The organism is Thermogemmatispora sp. (assembly GCF_042408735.1).
Classification (GTDB): domain Bacteria; phylum Chloroflexota; class Ktedonobacteria; order Ktedonobacterales; family Ktedonobacteraceae; genus Thermogemmatispora.
Genome location: NZ_JBHOQV010000198.1, coordinates 54,312 through 73,140, shown reverse-complemented (window position 1 = coordinate 73,140; position 18,829 = coordinate 54,312). Strand labels below are relative to the sequence as shown.

The 18,829-nt window shown below is 55.7% G+C and carries 17 protein-coding genes; 8 read left to right on the top strand and 9 right to left on the bottom strand.

Features of this window, described 5'->3' with window-relative positions; all coding sequences use genetic code 11:
* The 8 genes from ACFMO7_RS21205 to ACFMO7_RS21170 form a co-directional block, all read right to left on the bottom strand.
* Positions 1–453: a hypothetical protein gene (locus ACFMO7_RS21205; RefSeq protein WP_376797475.1), complete on the bottom strand. Its 453-nt coding sequence runs from the start codon at positions 451–453 to the stop codon at positions 1–3.
* Positions 416–2,929, bottom strand: coding sequence for a VirB4 family type IV secretion system protein (locus ACFMO7_RS21200; RefSeq protein WP_376797474.1), 2,514 nt, complete (start codon positions 2,927–2,929; stop codon positions 416–418). The genes ACFMO7_RS21205 and ACFMO7_RS21200 overlap by 38 nt, the downstream gene beginning before the upstream one ends.
* The gene (locus ACFMO7_RS21195) at positions 2,923–3,303 is read right to left on the bottom strand and encodes a PrgI family protein (protein ID WP_376797473.1); all 381 of its coding nucleotides are present in this window, start codon (positions 3,301–3,303) and stop codon (positions 2,923–2,925) included. The genes ACFMO7_RS21200 and ACFMO7_RS21195 overlap by 7 nt, the downstream gene beginning before the upstream one ends.
* Positions 3,304–3,309: 6 nt before the next feature.
* Entirely contained in the window at positions 3,310–3,546 is a 237-nt protein-coding gene (locus ACFMO7_RS21190) for a hypothetical protein (RefSeq protein WP_376797472.1), read from the bottom strand.
* Between the two features lie 20 nt (positions 3,547–3,566).
* Positions 3,567–4,523 carry a transglycosylase SLT domain-containing protein gene (locus tag ACFMO7_RS21185; protein WP_376797471.1) on the bottom strand — a complete coding sequence of 319 codons (957 nt, stop codon included), beginning with the start codon at positions 4,521–4,523 and terminating at the stop codon, positions 3,567–3,569.
* Between the two features lie 104 nt (positions 4,524–4,627).
* Positions 4,628–5,950: a hypothetical protein gene (locus tag ACFMO7_RS21180; RefSeq protein WP_376797470.1), complete on the bottom strand. Its 1,323-nt coding sequence runs from the start codon at positions 5,948–5,950 to the stop codon at positions 4,628–4,630.
* 806 nt (positions 5,951–6,756) lie between these two features.
* Positions 6,757–7,629 (bottom strand): class I SAM-dependent methyltransferase, encoded by an 873-nt coding sequence (locus ACFMO7_RS21175; RefSeq protein ID WP_376797469.1) that lies wholly within the window; start codon positions 7,627–7,629, stop codon positions 6,757–6,759.
* A gap of 29 nt (positions 7,630–7,658) precedes the next feature.
* A complete protein-coding gene (locus ACFMO7_RS21170; protein WP_376797468.1) occupies positions 7,659–8,873 on the bottom strand; it encodes a helix-turn-helix domain-containing protein in 1,215 nt (404 codons plus the stop codon).
* Positions 8,874–9,209: 336 nt separating this feature from the next.
* Here ACFMO7_RS21170 and ACFMO7_RS21165 point away from each other — a divergent pair, with 336 nt between their 5' ends.
* The 4 genes from ACFMO7_RS21165 (at position 9,210) to ACFMO7_RS21150 (ending at position 11,488) form a co-directional block, all read left to right on the top strand.
* Positions 9,210–9,503 carry a hypothetical protein gene (locus ACFMO7_RS21165; RefSeq protein ID WP_376797467.1) on the top strand — a complete coding sequence of 98 codons (294 nt, stop codon included), beginning with the start codon at positions 9,210–9,212 and terminating at the stop codon, positions 9,501–9,503.
* Between the two features lie 18 nt (positions 9,504–9,521).
* Complete coding sequence (locus ACFMO7_RS21160; RefSeq protein WP_376797466.1) at positions 9,522–10,424, top strand: class I SAM-dependent methyltransferase; 903 nt, start codon at positions 9,522–9,524, stop codon at positions 10,422–10,424.
* Between the two features lie 70 nt (positions 10,425–10,494).
* On the top strand, positions 10,495–10,797 hold the full coding sequence (locus ACFMO7_RS21155) for a LuxR C-terminal-related transcriptional regulator (RefSeq protein ID WP_376797465.1): 303 nt from the start codon (positions 10,495–10,497) through the stop codon (positions 10,795–10,797).
* 154 nt (positions 10,798–10,951) lie between these two features.
* Entirely contained in the window at positions 10,952–11,488 is a 537-nt protein-coding gene (locus ACFMO7_RS21150; RefSeq protein WP_376797464.1) for an NUDIX domain-containing protein, read from the top strand.
* Between the two features lie 837 nt (positions 11,489–12,325).
* On the opposite strand, the gene ACFMO7_RS21145 is transcribed toward ACFMO7_RS21150, so the two are convergent.
* Positions 12,326–12,532 (bottom strand): hypothetical protein, encoded by a 207-nt coding sequence (locus tag ACFMO7_RS21145; protein ID WP_376797463.1) that lies wholly within the window; start codon positions 12,530–12,532, stop codon positions 12,326–12,328.
* A 548-nt stretch (positions 12,533–13,080) separates the two neighbouring features.
* Here ACFMO7_RS21145 and ACFMO7_RS21140 point away from each other — a divergent pair.
* From ACFMO7_RS21140 to ACFMO7_RS21125, 4 genes are all read left to right on the top strand, one after another.
* Complete coding sequence (locus ACFMO7_RS21140) at positions 13,081–15,153, top strand: recombinase family protein (protein WP_376797462.1); 2,073 nt, start codon at positions 13,081–13,083, stop codon at positions 15,151–15,153.
* Complete coding sequence (locus ACFMO7_RS21135) at positions 15,096–16,472, top strand: MFS transporter (RefSeq protein ID WP_376797461.1); 1,377 nt, start codon at positions 15,096–15,098, stop codon at positions 16,470–16,472. The genes ACFMO7_RS21140 and ACFMO7_RS21135 overlap by 58 nt, the downstream gene beginning before the upstream one ends.
* Positions 16,473–16,676: 204 nt before the next feature.
* The gene (locus ACFMO7_RS21130; RefSeq protein ID WP_376797460.1) at positions 16,677–17,504 is read left to right on the top strand and encodes a sulfite exporter TauE/SafE family protein; all 828 of its coding nucleotides are present in this window, start codon (positions 16,677–16,679) and stop codon (positions 17,502–17,504) included.
* Positions 17,505–17,650: 146 nt separating this feature from the next.
* Complete coding sequence (locus tag ACFMO7_RS21125; protein WP_376797459.1) at positions 17,651–18,799, top strand: DUF2330 domain-containing protein; 1,149 nt, start codon at positions 17,651–17,653, stop codon at positions 18,797–18,799.
* The last annotated feature ends 30 nt before the right edge of the window (positions 18,800–18,829 follow it).

Here is an 18,829-nt window from a genome sequence, read left to right as displayed (position 1 = left end):
CTATACTGAGTCCTCCTCACTGAAGCGGCTGGCAAGGTCCTTTCCCACCTTAGCCTTCGCGTCGTTGTAAGCATCAAGCGCGAAATCCGGGTCATCTTTTGCGAGGGTGGCATACGCTAGCCGGCGGGCTAGCCCACCCTCACGAATCGCTCGGATGACGAGCGCTGCAAGCCGGTCATATCCGCGCTCCTGGCGTAGCTTCATTTCCGTCAGGAAGTCTTGGAGAGCGAGGAGCCTGCTTTGCAGCTCAAGCAGGCTCCTCGCTTGATTCAGAGCCTCCAGACAAGCGGTTGTGACAAGCGGTTGGAGCGAGTCATGGAGGCCCCCCATTCTCTCCTTCCTGATGAGATCAGCTACGAGCTGATTGACCGGTTTTCGTTCCTGCCTTGCTCGCTCTTTGAGGTAGAAAGCAAGATCAGCGGGAATCCAGATGTTGAGGCGATGCATCTCCATAGCTAGTCTCCTGTTGCTGCTCCAGGGCCTGGATCTCACGCGGTGACGAGATAGCAACTTTGTGTTCCTCCTGAGAGGCAAGGACCTTCAGAGGAATGTGGCTGTTCCGCACAAGGAGAAGTCCTTCTCCTTTAGCTGCTCCAAGGAGATACCTCCGTTCTCCCTCGCTGAGCTTGAGGGTTTGACAAACTAAATCAACCGCGGTGGCGTCTTGCTTCATAAGCATCTTTATTGCAGAATTCTTGAGGATAGTTCTTCCGTGATCTGAAGTTAAGAAATCTTCCACATCCTGGGATATTGTCCGCACGACAAGGTTATACTTCCTTGCTCGCCGCACGAGGTTGGCGAGAAATTGCCCTCCTTGAGGGAACTGGAGCAAAGCCCAGGCTTCATCGATAATCAGCATGCGCTGGCGAGGATGGCGCTCCCGGCGAAGCTGTGTCCACACGAAGTCGGTAACCAAAAACAGCCCGACAGGGCGCAGCTCAGCATTCAAGTCACGGATGCTGAATACCATGAGAGACTTGCCAAGCTGGATCTGAGATGCTTCCCCTGTGCGCGGAAAAGCGCTCAAAAAGCGATGAAGCCGGTCAACTATTTCAAAGTGGTCTGCGCCACAGGCACCTTGTTTGATGAGTTCATACAAGTCCCACATCGAGGGAGCAGGATGACAGTAAGTACTCGGATCGTAGGAGATGCCTGCTTCCGCATAGAGCCTTGCAATGCATCTGGCGAGGTAACCCTTTTCTCGCTGTGAAAGGCTCCCTCCCCTGTCAGCAAGCAGCAGATCGAAGAGTACCAGGAGTGATTGTATTTTTTCTTCAAGGATGTTCCGATCGTTGCTTTCGATTGGGTAGGGGAGTTCAAACGGATTCAACTGGAGTGCTCCATCAGAAAGACGAACCATGCTTCCCCCCACCCTGTTGCATAGGAGGCGATACTCATCTTCGGGATCAACAACGATAATCTCCCGCCCAAGGAGGAGATTTCTCACCACATTGACTTTCTCATCGTAAGACTTCCCAGCTCCACTCGTAGCAAATTTCACCTCATGTCCATTTTCTAGCTCCGAGCTAAACGGGTCGATGATGACCAGGGAGCCATTTGGGGCTAAGCCCCGCAGGGTCCCCCCTTCCATCATCAGGCCTGGGCTGGAAAAAGGGAATGCTGTAGTCAAGGCTCCCGTCGTCAGGACCTTAGTCCTCAGCGGTGAGCTAAGGACACCGCTCGGTAAGCCTAGCTGCCAGCCGGCGATTTGCTCCATCACCAAAGGTGTCGCTCGCAGATCCAGGGCATGGAGAACAGAGAGAAGCCGGCTCGCTCGCTCTTCCAATTGACGCCTTGCCTGGGCTCGCACCAGGAGATAGAGGCCGACACGAAAGACGCGCTCTTCCTGATTCACCAGTTTCTCCCGAAGATCCTCTACTTCTTTGGCTGCAGCAGCAATGTAAGGATCATGCGCACGCCCTCGCCGGGCTTCCAACAGTTGAGTGGCCCGATATCCCGTAAGCTGACGTGTGAGTCGCGATACGAAGGCGCTGGAGTCGATTGGCTTGATGTAGAGACAGATATCAACCATCTCATCGATCTGAATGAGTCTATCAAGCCAGCCTCCATATACTTCGTGAGGATAGCCAATAACGGCATAGCTTCTGATGAACTCATCAAGGTCACACTGATGAACCCGTAGGTGATCCAGGTGAACTTCCAGGTAACTGGGAGCCACTATCTCGCAGAGCTGGACAAAGCCCAGGTGATCCTGAACAGGAGACTGCTCAGAGGAGCGCTGATTTGTGCTCCGAGTAGCCTCCATAGCTCCCAAACGTTCCCAGAATGCTGGGAGCTTAGGTACGATTGGGCGTCCTGCAGCTTCGATCGCTTGGGAGCTGAGTGGATAGCGCCTTGCAGCCTCAGCATGCAGGCAGGAATGATAATAGCGAACCAGCTCTTCCCTTGAGAGCAGTCTCCTCGCCTGGAGTCCCATACGCCCGAGATCCTCTAGCAGGGCTGTGCAGCGAAGATCAAGCTGGCTGGCTGCTAGCTGTGTCCGCTCCACTGGCAAGGTCTTGCCTCTCTTGTCATGCTCTGCCGGGACCAGCAGGTAGAAGTGGCGTTGGACCAACGTCCGCTTTGCAGCAAGGCTCTGTACAAAGCGAACATGGTCTTCAGACAGTTGCTTCATTTCCTCTGCAGGTGTTGCGAACTGCCGAAGATAGGTGCTAAGGTCATACGGCTCAAGACGAATATGGATCATGATAGGGAAGGAGAGCCGGCTCAGGAAAGCGCGGAACCCTTCCAAAATTGCAATCTGCTCCTCAGATGACATTAAAGAGAAATTTATAGGCTTAACTTCTAACACAGACACATAATCGTAGTTATTCTTATCGCTTCTGAAACAGAGCATCTGATCTGCTACTTCAGCGAGGCGGATAAAGTCAAGAAGGTTACCAGGTTTCTGAAAAGGGAAGCTCAGCATAGCTCTTCTTCCTCCCCATGAGCTGAAGCGTGAACAAGGTCTTGCAGAGCCTGCTCTTCACAAAGGCCCCACTGCTCTGGCAAGGCGCAAACTAGGTAGCGCCTGGGTTGGCTTGCAAAGACGAGCCAGATAATGGCCCATTCTTCCAGCCCCCTAGAAAGGGGTTGAAAGAATGCTGCAAGTGCTCCAAGACCAGCCGGCAGAACTGAGAGCAGCACATTCAAGAAAAGCCCCCAGCCAGCGGTGTTGAGGAAGGTAAGATAGCCTGCTGCCAGTCCTGAACCGATCAGGAGGCATTGGCGTGCAGTGAGGCCAAAGATCACATGGTCTTTTACCTCTAGATGGATTGGGACCCTTTGTCTGTAAAGCTTCATCGCTCTTCACCCTCCCAGAATGCGACTGATGATTGCTTGAATCGCACCGGCTGCAATGATGAACCCGAGGCCAATTGCAGCCATGATAGCTGCGGTCTTTGCAAGCATATTGCGCCGCTCGCTACCGAACGAGGTCATGAAGATCATTCCCACTATTCCCATGACGACAACGAATAGCCCCAATCCCAGGGCGTGGACAAGCGCGGCAAGATTATTAGACCAAGTAGTGATCTCAGGAAACATAACTCCTCCTTTCTCCTCACCTAGGAGAGAATAGCGAGGACATATCGGCGAGTTTCATCAGGGAGATGGTCAAGCCAGTTTGGATATGCCAGTGCTGCATCGACTGCGCCTGAACCTGCGTTATAGGCCGCCAAGGCCTTCGCGTAGTCCCCTCCATATCGATGGAGGTATTGAGCCATGAGGCGTGCAGCTCCCTGAAGCGCCTGGGCGGGATTCCAGGGATCAACCCCCAGGGCCTGAGCCGTTGATGGCAAAAGCTGCGCAATTCCCTCGGCTCCTGCAGGCGAGCGAGCCAGCGGGTTAAAACCACTTTCCTGCTCGATTTGCTTTAGAAAGATGACAGGGTTAATTCCAGCTTGCAGCGCGCTTTCATAAGCTACAGCGACGTAGGGAGAGCGAGGCAGGGACGGCAAGACCAAGCCAGGGCGCAGATGCCTGATATAACCTAGCACCGTGTAACCTGGCCATGTGTGAAGCTGAAGATCGGGTGGAAGAGGGAAGGTATTGAGCGGGCCTGGCCCGTTTGCCTGAGCGAAAGTGAGTTGTCCATCACGCCCTCCCAGTGGCGGCGTTACGGCTGTGACAACCGCTATATGTCCTACGCCCCCAAAGAAGGGAGAAGCCATCACTACCATGTCACCGGGCAAAGGCAAGCCCGTCCCGTTAGGGATCTCAACCCATCCTTTAGCACGCATCTCAGGACGCTGGTAATTGGGCCAGAAATCAACAGCATTCGAGATGGTTTCTAGAGGGTCACCCCCCAGCGCATATGCCGCTGCCACGAACATAACGCATTGGAGATTTCCATTGGCCCACGCAGCGCACCCTGGGCAGATCTGCTGCCAGTAGAGCAAGGCGGCCCGAGGGAAACCAGAATCATAGCACTGATCGTAGCCTTCAGGGCCACAATTGTGCAAATGCTCTGCCATCGCTAACGCGGCTTGTACTATTGCACTTCCATGAACATCACCGTTCATGGAGTTACTCATCCTCCCCAGAAAGGCGCTGATGATGACCACGGCCAGGCAAATGAATAGGAAAACAAGGAGCAAGCATACATACACGCATCGAAAGAGAAACTTCACTCTTCCACCTCCACCTCTTCAAAGCGAATCTCCTCTATCGTTACTCCCGCCTCTTGCTGAGGAGCTGACGGCTTACCTGTCTCTTGAGGCGAGCCGGAAGGAACAAAACGGATGCTGAGCAAATTCCCAAGGCCATGTAAAGGAGCAAAGACAAGCTGACGCATGAAGCCGGGAATAGCGACCGCTAGCAGCAAGACCCCCGTTCCGATCAGAAGGTTCAGAAGTTCAGCTTCCGGCTGACTGTTCAAAAGCCCCGCCGAGACAAGGCGTCCTCCAACGACCAGCGCAAGCACCTGCAGGAAACGCATCAGACAAAGATTCAGAAAAGTGGAGAGCCAGAAGCGAGCTAATCCTTCAGTATCTGGATGGAATAGACTAAAGAGGCATAATGGGGCTAATGGAATAGCCAATGCGACGGCTGCACACTGGAAAGCAGCTTCAAGCGCGAAGATGAATATGAGTATCGCTCGGATCAAGGTCATCGTTATGGAGAACAGAAAAGGAGCACTTCCAGGTGTATCAATTGATATAGGTGTCATTCCAATATGGTTCACCACCACATCACAAAGAGCATTATTGAAGTCTATAATAAGTTTTACCAAAACTAGACTCATGTGACTCAGCAACAAAGCGAATAGTATTCTGGGAATAGTCTCAACAGCGTCAGCGTACTCGATGAATGATCTATTCAAGATGAACCTCAGTCCTGTCCACAGGATAGCTGCACCGCCTCCGATCACGAGCGTGTCAACAACTCCGACCATCACTTTCCAGACTGTCTGGATTACTCGGTTCTCGTATGTGATCTCGGGTGGGATACGCACAGCCAAAGCGTGCGCCTGATTGAGTACCCACTGAGCAGCCTGCGCCAGGCTGTCAACGGCGCTCCTCAGCGCCTGCTCGACGGCTTTACAGGCATCGAAGGGGAAGATGATTTCTAGTGGGCCAGGGAAGAGGTCATTCAGCCAGCAGTGGCCCGGTGAGCCAATAGGAGGCTGACTGAGGCCAACACAGATCACCTGGTTCATGTCAAGCAAGAGGTCTCGTGGCCAGCCAATAGCAGGGAAAAGCTCCGAGGCGGGCTGGCAGGTCGATCCCACCATGTCATTCAAAGGATCTTCACATAGGATGGTATGAAGATACTTGGGGTTAATGGCCTCCACAGGAATGCCGAAGTCCCTGGGCAAAATCGTTGCTGCCGGCCCTGACTGTTGACAGGTCTGGGCAAGCACCTGCCCTTGAGGCGAAGTGGAATCGATGGAAAACGCCGAGAGCAGCCTACCCATCAAGAGGACGGCCACTATGATAGCCTGAACCATAACAGCCTCCTTCCTCTGCTTCTGTCTTTGCGTTCTTGAGACTCTTGATCTAGCCTGGATAGAAGAGTAGCAAGGAGGCGTCTAGAGAAGACAAGAAGCTTCTTGCGGAATCCTTCCCTCTTTTTCTAGCAGTGTTCCGTAAAAAGTATGCCGGTCTCCTCCACGCTTGTGCGGAGGAGACCGGCATAAAGGCTATCAGCGGAAATGCCAGAGCTGCAATCACAGACGTGCTCAAGAGTGACACAGGACATAACCATAGCGGTCTACACGACCAACGAATAGCGGGAGTTTCGCTTTTCGTAACTTTCTTCTTAAATTGTCCACATGTCTAAGAAGGAGATACCTCGCATATACGATATCAAGAGGGTCAAGTTTACTATTTAGTTTTGAAAAGAAGAGGGATTCTATTAAAACCTGATCGGGTACCGGATCAGGAAAATGTTTGAACAAGATCTTGAAGATCTCGTATTCCGTTGGGCTGAGCTTGACAGGCTGATTTTTTGCAAGCAGTCCATGAAATGGGTCGATTAACTTAATATCCTCTACTATATTGAAGCTTGATGTAATCATCGCTATCACCAAATTAAACAGTAATACCAATTCTTACTTGTGCACTAAAATTACGAAGAGCGAATAAAGGTTTTACTTTGCAATCCATTATAGCACAAGCTAGGGGTATATGGCAAATAAGAAAATGACTATAGCAATCTCAGCAACGATGAGCTGTCCCAAAATAGAGGAAAGGTGGCTCGCGGCCCACAGGAAGAGCCAGACGAACCACCCTTTAGAAGATCACCCTATCAGCTCTAGGGCTGATACCCCCAGACAGTCAGCAGTATGTACAGGGCACAGAACTCGTCTTGCTGCATCTCTGCCACAGCGAGCTGAGCTAAATGCTCTAGCTCCTGGGGCGTGCCCACTCCCATCTTGGCCAAAAAGGGCTGGATCAGTTCCAGGAACATCAGATAGTCTTTGAAGACGGTATAATGGGCCTCGGTTCCCATCGACCACTCGACAGCGCTGGCTCTCTGTTGTACCTCGACAAAGCCCGCCTGGCGCACCAGCCGCGGCAGCACTGGGGTAATGCCCACATGGCGCCCGTCTGCCGAGAAGCTCTGGCCCGCCTTCTTGAGCGCCTCGCAGAACAGCGCATGCAGGCGCTCCAGCGCCGGGCTGGTAGAGAGCGGCGTCTCTGCTTCGGTCAGGCGGACGATGCCACCCGGCTTGAGCAGGCGCCGGCACTCGGAGAGCAGCCGCGGCCAGGCATCCGGCAGCATGAAGCCAAAGAGCAGCCTCCCATTGATCAGGTCGAAAGAGGCATCGGGGAAGTCCAGCGGCTCCATGACATTCATCACCCGAAAGTGGACGTTTTCCAGACCGCGCGACCAGGCCTGCGCCCGCGCATACTCGATAACGCCCTCGCTGATGTCGACGCCGGTCACTTCTACTTTGGGATAGGCAAAGGCCACTTCCAACGCCCAGCCACCCGGACCACAGGCCAGGTCGAGCACCCGTCCCCCATCAGGCAGTGGCGGCCCTCCAGGAAACTCGGGGAAAAGACCCCCCATGCCTCGGGTCAGCATCTGGTCCTGGTGCATCAGGCGCGCCAACTCACCAGCGTTCTCTGGATCGATCACATAGGTGTTCTGCTTGGGCCTGCTCTCGTTGGTTGACTCCATAGTGCTCTCCTTGCATTCAGCTATGCTGATTATTCAATCAGCGCCTCCCATTCAGAGAGTTGCTTCGTCTGTGGCCAGCGAGTCTGCCCTTGCTTGAGCAACTGCTTGACTTCCGCCTGCCCATAGCGGCTTTTGCTACGCTGTATTCCCTCGATACTCGCCTGCAGCGCCTCCACAAAGAGGTCTTGATCTCCCAATGCCAACGCCACTGCCATCCTCTGTGGGTGCAGGTCGACCAGCCCTCTCCCGTCTCGCCATTCGGTATGATAGAGCCGCTGACTCTCTTCCAGTGCTTCCAAAGCCTCCCTTACTCGCCCTAAATTGAGGAATATTCGCGCTTTCCATAACGGTACACTATGGGGCGGCGTATCGGCAAGGGCATAGCCGGGGTCATTAGCAGGTACGGTCGCAGCATAGCGCATCTCAGCCTGCCCCAGGGCCTTTACCGCCGCTCTGTATTCCTGCAAGAGGCTATGAGCTTCAGCCTGTCCCATGAGTAAGGTTGCTTCCATTGCTGACGAGGTTGGCCCTCCATTGACTGCCAACCCGCGCTGGAACCACAAGCGCGCAGTCTCCGGCTGTGGTTTATAACCTTTCATCCCCGGGGCGAGATTGAAATTATAGCTATAGCCAAGGTAAGAGTAGACTGCCATCTGCAGTAGCGGCGCTCCCGCTAAACACGCATAGCGCTCGGCCTCTTGCAAATGGCGCAGCCGCTCCCCTGGCTGCAACAGGTGCCGCGCCGCTATCGCAGCAATTAGATGCCCCTCCGCTGCTACCTGAGCTGCCTCTTTCGACGTCTTTAGCAGACCAGGGTCCCTCTCCAGAAACTTGAGCAACCACCCCGTCACCTGCGCCACCGTCTCCACGTCTTCCGACAAAGACGTCCGCCACAGCGCTCCCACCAGGGTGCGTGCTATCGTGAGTTCTTCCTCCCTCGTCAGACTCAGACTGCCTGTGCCAGCCAGCAGCGCCAACCCGCTGCCGCCCGCCAGCAGGGTCAATGCTTCTCGCCGCTGCATCTCGTCCTCCTTCGGGGCTGTTCTGCTCTGCCGCCGCTGACGGATCAGCCCCAGTTCCGTCTCGGTCTTGCCATAGTACTGACAAATCAATTGGATCGTGTCCGCTCGCAAGGGCTTTCCATGCTCTGCCGCCAGTAAGGTTCCCACCGCGATTCCTATCTTACTCGCTTGCTCTCTTAAGCTAGCAAACTGCTGTGTGCGCAGTTCTCGCAAGCGGCTCATTCCGCCCTCCTCTTCACTTGCTCTTTCCAGAAGAGACAGCAAGAAAACAGAATCTCCCCTTTCCCTAGTGAGTATAACAGTGTGCATCACCTTGTTCAAGCTTTCCCGTTTCGACTGACGTGAAGTTGAAACCCAACCTGGTACAGAACCCCTTTACTGTCAAGCCTCAAGAGGATACTGTAGATTCTGAACGACCCACTATTGCGAGAAAGACAGCTCTAGATAACCTCTGTGTATCCATAAGCAAAAGATCACGTGTGTCTTCTGATTGATCATGTGGCAAGAGTCTATCTTAAGGACATCCGGTCGATGATATGAGAGGAAGGGAGAACGCTCATGGTGACAACGCCTGCACATTTGCTCTCTGATGTCACGAGCCGTCAAGACATCATTGCAGCTCTTCGGACAGAACTGGGGCCGGGCGAGGAGACCGAGCACCTCATCGATTGGCTCCTCGATATGTGGGAAACCATCGATCTTCTGATCGCCCGCTTCGGGGCGGCGCGCGCCTGGCAGATCATCGCCACGCCCGCCTCACTCTGGCCACAACCCATCAGCAGCGAGGAGCTAACTGCGCACCTGCGCGGCGAAGAAAATGCCCTCGTTGACCTCCCAGCGTTTCTTCGCTAACTCGAAAGGAGTCTGAGCATGTTGACACGACTCTGGAACTGGCTGCGTTTCTCCTCGGCTGAACAGCGGGCCGCCAGCCTCGTCAACCAGATAGAACCTGCACCAGAGAGCGACGGGCGCCGGCGTCTGCCGGACGTGCCCTACCTGCTGCCCAAGGATCTCGACGAGATCAACCGCCTGGACTTTCAGCATTATGTCCTGCGCCTGGCTCTGGGCCGGCTTACCTTCGCCCCCGTCGATGAGCAGCTCCGGCAGGGCGGACAGGTGCTCGACGTCGGCTGCGGAACGGGCCGCTGGGCCATCGAAATCGCCCGCCTCTACCCCCTCACTCATGTTACAGGCTTTGACCTGGAACAGGCCAAAGCGACCACGTCACCCCCCAACTATCACTTTGTCCAAGGGGACCTTCTCAAGGGCCTCCCCTTTGCTGAGCAGACCTTTGTCTACACTCATCAACGCCTCCTTGTGGCAGCTATCCCTCTGCAACAGTGGCCGCGGGTAGTCCGCGAGTTGTACCGCGTCACCGCCCCGGGTGGCTGGATTGAGTTGATCGAATTCGGCGTCGAGACGTACAATGCCGGTCCTTGCTTGCAGCAGCTCATCACCTGGGGGCGCCAGCTCGCTGCCTCGCGCGGCATCGACGGCACCCAGATGAGCCGCCTGGGCGAATGGCTCCAGCAAGCTGGCTGCCATCATATTCACACACACACCCTCTGGTTACCCGTTGGGGCTTGGGCCGGGCGCCTGGGTCTCCTCTTCATACGTGACTTCGTGAGTGGGTTCACTGGTCTGGAAGCCCTGGCCGTCCGTGCTTGCGGCATCACTCCCGAGCACTTTCGCCAGACCATCGCCGCTCTTGAGCAAGAGTGCGATCAGCTTCAGACACGTTATGCTTGCTATCTGGCCGCAGGTCAGGTCTGAGCCAAGATGCATCACCCTTTCCGGGGCCAGCACGATCAATCTGCAGAGACTTTCGGAGGAGTGAAGGCAGATGAGACGACGCGCTTTTCACTGTGGTCACCGAATCCCCCGACCGGGAGGACTGCGCCTACAGGACTGGCGCATTCTTGCCCTCGCACGCGAAGGATACAGCCATAGGGAAATTGCCACCCGGCTTGGACTCAAGTACCAGACCATTGCTTGCTACCTGCAAGCAATCTATCAGATCCTCGGGGTCCATTGCTTGCGGGAAGCCATCGAGTGTGCTCCCTGGTCGGAGTGCCCTCCTGAAGCCCTGCTAAACCTCGCCGAGCAGCGAGCAGGACAGGCAGACCGCTCTCACCCACGTTTCTGATCTCTTATCCCTGCCGTTGCACAGGGCAAGGAAGCCAGCCGGTGGTGTCCTGGGCGCTTGCTTGGTGCAAGCTGGCACTTGCACGGCACAAGCGCCCAGGCGCCTTCTCTCAGCCGCTTTTGCACTCGATCATCGGAGGAAGGAGTTGACATCTATGCCGTTACGCCAGGAGGACGCTCGCTTTGCCATCGGCCTCGATCTTATCTTGACGAACCCGTCCCGCACACACATCGCTCTGATCGTGCGTGAAGACGAAGAGTGCTATGCCTTGCTCGGGGAAAAAATGCACTGGGGAGAGCGCGCTGACCAGGCTTTCCTGCGCGCCTTGCGCGAAGAGCTGGGTTTGACAGAGATTTTGCCCAGCCACACCAATGGTATCCTCAACCGCAAGCTGCAAGCCAGCGGCATCCTGCGCTGGCAACTCGCCGGACTTTTTGGCCTCTTACGGCCCGAGCGTGATCCCCGCTTTCTCCAGACCTCGCCGGCCAAGCGCGCACAGGTCCTCTCTCTGGTCTACCTGGTCGACTGCGATCTACAGCGTCTCCTAGAGGCCGGCAGGCCCGGGAGCAGCGTCCTCCGACTAGAGATCTTTGGCATCACGGACTTACCCCCTCTTTTTCTTGATCACGCTGAGCTGATCAGAGACATTCTCGAGGCAGAGCAGCGCGGGAAACTGCCTCTACTCTGTTAGCACCGAGCTTTATCTTGCGACGCCTCGCGACGCAGGTGTCGCCCTGTGGGGCATACTGCCCTGCAGGGCGATGCCACAACACTCGCCCGAGACAGAGATACCAGCCCCTACACTGGCTTGCGTCACACAATCCTGTCCCACGGAGGAGGATCTGTTAGATGAACAGATATCCCTCGCTTCTACCTCCACAGGCAGCCTCACCCCTGCCAAGAAGGGCCAGATGAGCAGCCGTCTGTCTCCCTCACCCACCTGTGACGCCTCTTAGTCCGCGTAGCAGCAATGGGTCAGAGCGATCAGGGCCATGACTCCGGGCCAAGCCGTCCTGGAAGACTGACTGAGCTGGTAGCTGCAAAGCGTTCAGCGGGGAAAGCGGGTCAGCCGTGCACATCGGAACCATCTGCTCAGCTAAGCCCGCCATCGCGTTGATGAAAGCTGGCTGCTGAGGGAACAGGTGCGACCTCTCTTGATCGCTTGTGCCAGCACGCCAAGAATGCATTGGGTAGCTCTGCGCAGAGCTGGAGAAGCTAGTGCGCCAGACGCAGACAGGAAGCTGCTGGCAGCCTGAGAAGCCTTGTCTCTCTATTGACTACCACGCGACAGCGTACAACCCCGAGGGGCCGCCAGGGTGAGCAGACCCGGAGAGCAGAGCCAGCTCATCGCGGCCCCTCGGGGTAGTGCAAGATAAACCCCTCCCCTCTGTGGTGCAATGGATGCACCACAGAGGGGCTGGACTTGCATCCCAACGCAGCACCCACTGAGCAAAGCGATGTGCAAATACAGGTAGCTGCGGTCTGCTATCTGCACCTAATCTGCACAGATGGCAGGCTTGTCCTGCCCCTAGCTCCGAGGAGACTTATTTTCTTCTAGAAACTTCTTCAATCTGCTGAAATCCTCCTTCGTAATGAAAAGCCTCCGGTCCAGAGGGAACTTATGTTTTGGTATACCAAGAGCTACCAGGTACATATTGAAGGTGTTTCTGACGACTCCCAGCTCCTTCATAGCCTCCTCAAGCGAGACACAATCTTTCTTACTTAGCTCACTCATAGCTTTCTCCCTAGATGCTGAGATTTTGGCTTGCCCTGGGAGGCTCCAGCCACCTCGACATCGGCATTATAGCACTGGCTCACAGACCTGTCACTTAGATGGTGTTGACTTCTTAGTGGTCCTTATGATACTGTTAAGATGATCTTTTACTGATGATATCTTGACTGGTTACAGATCTCATCATGACTACTTCGCAGGAGCAAAGCCAATTGTAGCCCGGTGCCGACTAACTAAGGCTGCTGCAGAGCTGACCCAAGATGCATCTCTGCGCTTTGTCCTACCCGGGTCATGGAGAATCTCACCGATCAAGGGGAAATACTCTACCAGAGAATCTTTCCAAACTTTTCCATGCCTCGCTTTGCTATGGCCTTCCTCAGAGCCAAGCACACTGAGGAGGAAGGCCATGACGGAAGCAGAGCTGAAGGCCATCCAAGACACCTTAGTAGCTCTCTTCCTGGCTCCACCGCGCGGGAATGAGCAGCATACCCAGAGCACAGAGAAAACTGCTACCAAACCAAAGGCTCACCAGAGGAGAAGGAGGACAGGCAATGAAGCAGCAAAATTCAAAGAGGATCATGAGCCACGAGGATCTCTTCAATCCTGTCATTGATATAAAGAGAGATGCCTGCATATACGCGAGACAGTCCGATCGAGATCAGGTGATTGAGAACATTCAGTCACATATCTCACAGACGATAGATATGCTTGAATATGCAAAGAACAAGTTAGGGTTCAAGGATGACGGATCAACAGGAAAAGTCTACCTCTTTATCGAGAATGAAGTGATCGATAAAGACGGTAACAAGAGGATCAAAAGCGCATCAGGGACCTGGCCCATTGAGCGCCGGCCAGGTCTCCAGACGATCTGCAACTGGATTGAAGAGGGAAGAATTGGGGTTGTACTGACCTGGTCAATTGATCGGCTTTTCCGTGACGAGGACGGAATCGACTCCAATCGCTTCGTTAAGCTCTGTAGAGAGAATAATTGCTTGCTTCATGTTGCTAGCAAGGGGTTTACATATAACTTCTCAAATGAACATCATGTTCTTTTATTCCGATTTGAAGTGCAAATGGCCTCCTGGTATATCACTCATCACGTGAAATACACAATGCTTGCAAGGAGAGCGAAGGTTGTCAGTAACGGCAAGTGGGGCGGGCTGGGAAATGTTCCTGTCGGATACATGGTCTGCGAAGAGAAGGAGAGTGAATTTTATAAGAAATTCGTACCATACGAACCTCATGCAAGAATTGTAAGAAGGATTTTTGAGAGATTTATAGAGCTCGGATACAACTTTAGAAAACTTTATAAAGAATTAGCTGCAATGCCTGCTGTGTTTCCGCCCTTTCCCCCAGGGCAAAAGCCTAAGCACTGCTCGCAGCTCACACCTACTGCTGAAGGCTACAGCCTTTCTAAGGCATCTCTGGCGAGGCTACTTGTAAACGAGACCTACATTGGAGTCTTCCGAAGGCAGGTAGCAGGCGAGGAGATCTGCATAAAGAATAACCACCCGCCAATCGTTCCAGAAGAGATTTTCTGGGAGGTATATCGCCACTTGCGAGACACGTGGCCAGATGGGACCCCTACCGGGAGAACGAAGACTGCACACTATAGTCGAAAGGACTCACCGGAAGAGAGGAAACCCCTTCTCAACCTCACCTCGCCTGATGGATCAGTCAGGTGGGCACGCTACGAGGAGGGAGCAGGAGGCTGGTATTATAAGGTGGTGAAATATCACCCTCTGCAGCTCGGAGAGGAGTATATTCTCTCCGTGGACGCGGATATCATAGAGGGAGCAGTTGTAGAGAACCTTTTCAAGAAATTACGCCGTGCTAGCATTTTGGATATTAAGAGGCAGCAAGAAGAAGAGATGGAGAGATGGAGGTCCCATCAAATAAAGTTGCAAAAAAAGATAGATGCCATTCAAATGGCCATTGACTCAGCTATTGATGGTCTAAACCATATGCATTCACAGAAGGCCATCACAGAGGTAGAGCAAAGGATAGAAAAATATATAGACATGAGAGAGGAGGCGAAGAGGGAACTGGAGAGGATATCACAGGAGAAGCCGATCTTAGGAACTTTGGAAGAAGAGCTAGCCCGGCTGGAAGAGCAGTGGTCACACAAGCCCTTTGAGCTACGTCAAACCCTGCTCCAGCTCCTCATCGCTCAGCTCTCCCTCCATTACCTGAGTCCACATCTGTATGCCATCCGAGTTGAATGGAAGTGGCCTTCGTGGGGCACGGAAGAGGCCATTTTTCTGCGCCCCGTTGGAGGGAGGAGGTCGTGGACAGAGGAAGAGCTGTCTTTGCTTACAAAGCTCTACCCAACAGCCCCACAGTTGGAAATCTTAAAAGCCTTGCCCAGGAGGACCTGGGGAAGCATTACCTCGGAAGCTAACAAGAGAGGCTTAGTCAGACCGGGCAGGCCACGCCGCTCCTTTGAAAAATGGTTTGCATTCAAGGATATCGAGTGTCTTAGAGAGTTGGGCCTAAAGGAGGAGGACTTTGAGCGACATATCTATAACTCCAGGATCGCCTACCATACCACCTGGTCAACATCAGCTTGCCTGCCATATCAAGCTATTTTCATGTTCCTCTCAATGGGACGGTGGAATGGGTGACCATTGCCTACCTGGTGGCCACGGCATCTATGCTGTTGACTGCCGGACGGTTGGCCGACATGATTGGGCAAAAGCCGGTTTGGTTCCTGGGGCTAATCATCTTCACCCTGGGGTCGGCCATTTGTGGTGCGGCGCCCTCGCTCCTCTTCCTGGTCATCGCCCGTGGCTTCCAGGGCATTGGTGGCGCCCTGATGATGGCCATCTCGCCGGCCATGTTGACCAGCGCCTTTCCGCCCTCGGAGCGTGGGCGAGCTTTGGGGCTTAACGCAATCAACGTTGCTCTTGGGGTCAGCGTCGGTCCGACCGTGGGCGGTGTGATTACGACTTACCTCTCCTGGCGTTGGATTTTCTACGTGAACGTCCCGGTAGGCATCATCGGTCTTCTGGCGACCTGGTTCCTGCTGAAGGAGCGCCACACCCAGCGCCAGGGACGCTTCGACCCGTTGGGCGCGCTGACACTGGGCCTGGGCCTGGCCTGCCTCACGCTCGCCCTCTCCTTTGGCCAGGAGCTGGGCTGGCTCTCGCCCTTTGTCCTCGTCAGTTTGCTGGTTGGCCTGGCGGCGCTGGTCGCGCTCTACTTCGTTGAGCAACGGGTTGCTTATCCGGTGATCGACTTTTCTCTGTTGCGGCGGCGGGTCTTCCTCTCTGCCAACATCAGCCTGATCCTCTGCTTCATGTCACTCTTCGCGGTCAGCTTCCTGATGCCGTTCTATCTGGAACAGCTACACGGCTTCCCGACTGAGGTAGCTGGCCTCCTGCTGACGCCGCTGCCCATCACCCTGGCCTGCATTGCGCCGCTCAGCGGGAGCCTTGCGGACCGGATCGGCTCGCGCTGGTTGGCGGCCAGTGGACTGGCAATCTCGTGTCTGGGATTGATTTTGCTGGGCCAGCTCAACGCTCACAGCTCGATCTGGGATATCGTTTGGCGTCTGGTGGTCACTGGGATGGGGCAGGCCATCTTCCAATCGCCCAACAGCAGCGCGCTGATGGGTGACGCTCCGCGTGAGCAGCAGGGCAGCGCTTCCGGCTTCCTGGCAACAGGCCGGACGATGGGCCAGAGCATCAGCGTAGCCCTTGCTGGGGCGATCTTCACCAGTCTGGGCGGGGCCAGCGCCGGGCTACAGCTTGTGATCCTGCGCGCACACGGTTCGCTCCCCGCCGCTCAGGCAGCCGCACTTGAGCAGACCTTCAGCCACGCCTTCCAGAGCGCTTTGCTGGTCTGCGCCCTGATTGCTGCCATCGGCGTAGGGACCTCACTGGTGCGCGGCAAGGAGGAGCGGCGCAGTCGCCAACTCGGCCTGACTGAGCCTGGTCATTAGGCCGCTGGCCGCCTGCTCTCTCCTGGCTTCGGCTCTATGCAGGCAGAGAGGCCCCGATTCCTGACACGCCTCCGCCAGCGGGAGCGATTCCGCCAGGGACAGGCCGTAGCTCGCCGTGAGAGCCGGAGCCTCTCCTTTTTCCAGCTTTTTTGCTGCTATGATTACAGCAAGATCATCCTCACAAAGGAAAGTTGGAATACGTCTATGACCCTTGCACAGGCCATTCTGCTCTTTGTGGCCGCGATGCTCGGCGGCATGTTGAATTCGGTTGCCGGTGGAGGAAGCTTCATCGGATTTCCTGCCCTGATCTTCGTCGGAGTGCCTTCTATTAACGCTAACGCCACTAATACAGTCGCCCTTTGGCCCGGGGTGGTGGCCAGCGCCGGCGCCTACCGCCGCGAGCTGGCCCGGCAGCCGCGAGCCTTGATATTGGTGCTTGGAGGCACCAGCCTGATCGGTGGCGTGCTGGGCGCACTGCTGCTGCTGCGCACTCCTCAGCAGACCTTTACGTTGCTGATTCCACCCTTGCTCCTGATTGCCACAGTACTCTTTGCCGTCAGTCCGCAGCTGACCGCCCTTTTGCGCAGGCGACGCACGAAGCCGGCGACAACTACGAGCAGCCCGGCCCTGAGCGCGGAGAAGCTCACTCCTCTCAAGTTGATCAGTGTCTCTTTCTTCCAGCTGCTGATTGCCACCTATGGAGGCTATTTTGGCGGCGGGATCGGTATTTTGATGCTGGCCACCCTGGGGATGATGGGCATGGAGGATATCCACGAGATGAACGGCCTCAAGACCCTGCTGGCGGGCCTGATCAACGGGGTGGCCGTGATCACCTTTGCGCTGGCCGGCGCGGTCTTGTGGCTCCACGGTCTGCTGATGGTGGTGGGAGCGATCATCGGCGGCTACGGCGGCGCCTACTACGCCCGTAAAATCGATCAGCGCTGGGTCCGTCTCTTCGTCACCCTTGTTGGGGTGACCATGACGCTCTACTTCTTTATCAATATCTACATTCTGGGCCACAGCGGCAAATAGTCATCGCTGAGCAGGGGAAGCCAGCAAGAGGACGGGCAGAATGCTATAGAAGAAGAGCGAGCGACCCCGGCAAGGAGCGGAACTTTTAGGGCGCGGGCCTCGTCTCCTGGGTGGATGGAGTCTACCCGCCAAGGAGGTGCCCAGCTATGTCAAGAAGAAGCAGAAGAAGGTCTCGTCTCTGGAAGGGGCTGCTCGCCGTTTTAGTCTGCTCGCTGCTGACTTTTTCGCAGATAGAGTCAGCTCTGGCCTGCGGCGGACTGCTGGCTCCCAACGGCAGCGTCCGCCTGCAACGGGCAACTACCCTGGTCGCCTGGCACGCGGGCATCGAGTATTATCTGACTAGCTTCGCTTACCAGGGGGATGCCAGTCGCCTCGGCTGGGTCGTGCCGTTGCCAACGGCTCCGCTCAGCATTCAGGAGGGCGGGGCCTGGAGCCTGCAGCGCCTGGCTCTCGAGGCTCAGCAGCGCCTGATTCGGGGCGTGGAGTCACAGAGCGCGCCCTTGAGTGCAGCGGGAGTGCAGGTGGTGCAAAAGACACAAATCGAGGCTCTCAACATCACAGTGATCAAGGGGAGCGGCACGGCGGTGCTCGACTGGGCCACCCAGCAGGGCTTTCTGCTTGACGAGGAGACACGGGCCCACCTGCTGGTCTACGCTCAAGCCAGTCCTTTTTTCATGGCCGTCCAGTTCGATGCCGCGCAGGCCCGTCAGCGGGGATTGACCCAGGGAGACGGCACGCCGCTGTTGATCACGATGCGCCTGCCTCGGCTGTGGGTGCCATTAGAGGTGTTGGCGGTCGGGACCGATACGGTGAACGCCGACCTGTTCCTGTTGACCGATCAGCCACTCTATACGAGTGACTGGGCTTACCATCTAGGACTGTCGCCGGTAGGCAGCGAGGTACCCGGCGCTCCAGGTTTGCAGATCCTCCTGCAAGAGCCACTGAATGCCTCCCTCTATCACGACCTGGTCAGCGACCGTCATATGAGCTGGGTCTGGCCAGGAAGCTGGCTCACTTATCTCAGCCTGTCGGCCCCAGCAAGCCAGGTCAGCTACGACCTACAGGTTACTCCCCAGCCGGGACTGCTGCACGGCGTTCCCTTCGGTACTCCGCCCCTGCGCTCGTCCCAGGCGAACGCCGCTCTACCCGGATGGCTACCCGCTTTGCCCGTGGGCAGTCTGCCCCTGTTGCTGGAAGTGAGCATCTTCCTGCTGCTCGTCGCCGCTCTCTTCTTCTGGCACCATCGGACCCACGGAGGCGGCAGTCTCAGACGGTCCTTCCAGTCTCGCTCCTAAAGAAGGCTTGCCTGACGGTGCGGGCGCGAT

What these genes read in the sequence shown, in the direction of transcription:
- ACFMO7_RS21205 (WP_376797475.1), bottom strand. Translation starts at nt 453, where the DNA reads ATGGAGATGCATCGCCTCAACATCTGGATTCCCGCTGATCTTGCTTTC.
- ACFMO7_RS21200 (WP_376797474.1), bottom strand. Translation starts at nt 2,929, where the DNA reads ATGCTGAGCTTCCCTTTTCAGAAACCTGGTAACCTTCTTGACTTTATC.
- ACFMO7_RS21195 (WP_376797473.1), bottom strand. Translation starts at nt 3,303, where the DNA reads ATGAAGCTTTACAGACAAAGGGTCCCAATCCATCTAGAGGTAAAAGAC.
- ACFMO7_RS21190 (WP_376797472.1), bottom strand. Translation starts at nt 3,546, where the DNA reads ATGTTTCCTGAGATCACTACTTGGTCTAATAATCTTGCCGCGCTTGTC.
- ACFMO7_RS21185 (WP_376797471.1), bottom strand. Translation starts at nt 4,523, where the DNA reads ATGAACGGTGATGTTCATGGAAGTGCAATAGTACAAGCCGCGTTAGCG.
- ACFMO7_RS21180 (WP_376797470.1), bottom strand. Translation starts at nt 5,950, where the DNA reads ATGGTTCAGGCTATCATAGTGGCCGTCCTCTTGATGGGTAGGCTGCTC.
- ACFMO7_RS21175 (WP_376797469.1), bottom strand. Translation starts at nt 7,629, where the DNA reads ATGGAGTCAACCAACGAGAGCAGGCCCAAGCAGAACACCTATGTGATC.
- ACFMO7_RS21170 (WP_376797468.1), bottom strand. Translation starts at nt 8,873, where the DNA reads ATGAGCCGCTTGCGAGAACTGCGCACACAGCAGTTTGCTAGCTTAAGA.
- ACFMO7_RS21165 (WP_376797467.1), top strand. Translation starts at nt 9,210, where the DNA reads ATGGTGACAACGCCTGCACATTTGCTCTCTGATGTCACGAGCCGTCAA.
- ACFMO7_RS21160 (WP_376797466.1), top strand. Translation starts at nt 9,522, where the DNA reads ATGTTGACACGACTCTGGAACTGGCTGCGTTTCTCCTCGGCTGAACAG.
- ACFMO7_RS21155 (WP_376797465.1), top strand. Translation starts at nt 10,495, where the DNA reads ATGAGACGACGCGCTTTTCACTGTGGTCACCGAATCCCCCGACCGGGA.
- ACFMO7_RS21150 (WP_376797464.1), top strand. Translation starts at nt 10,952, where the DNA reads ATGCCGTTACGCCAGGAGGACGCTCGCTTTGCCATCGGCCTCGATCTT.
- ACFMO7_RS21145 (WP_376797463.1), bottom strand. Translation starts at nt 12,532, where the DNA reads ATGAGTGAGCTAAGTAAGAAAGATTGTGTCTCGCTTGAGGAGGCTATG.
- ACFMO7_RS21140 (WP_376797462.1), top strand. Translation starts at nt 13,081, where the DNA reads ATGAAGCAGCAAAATTCAAAGAGGATCATGAGCCACGAGGATCTCTTC.
- ACFMO7_RS21130 (WP_376797460.1), top strand. Translation starts at nt 16,677, where the DNA reads ATGACCCTTGCACAGGCCATTCTGCTCTTTGTGGCCGCGATGCTCGGC.
- ACFMO7_RS21125 (WP_376797459.1), top strand. Translation starts at nt 17,651, where the DNA reads ATGTCAAGAAGAAGCAGAAGAAGGTCTCGTCTCTGGAAGGGGCTGCTC.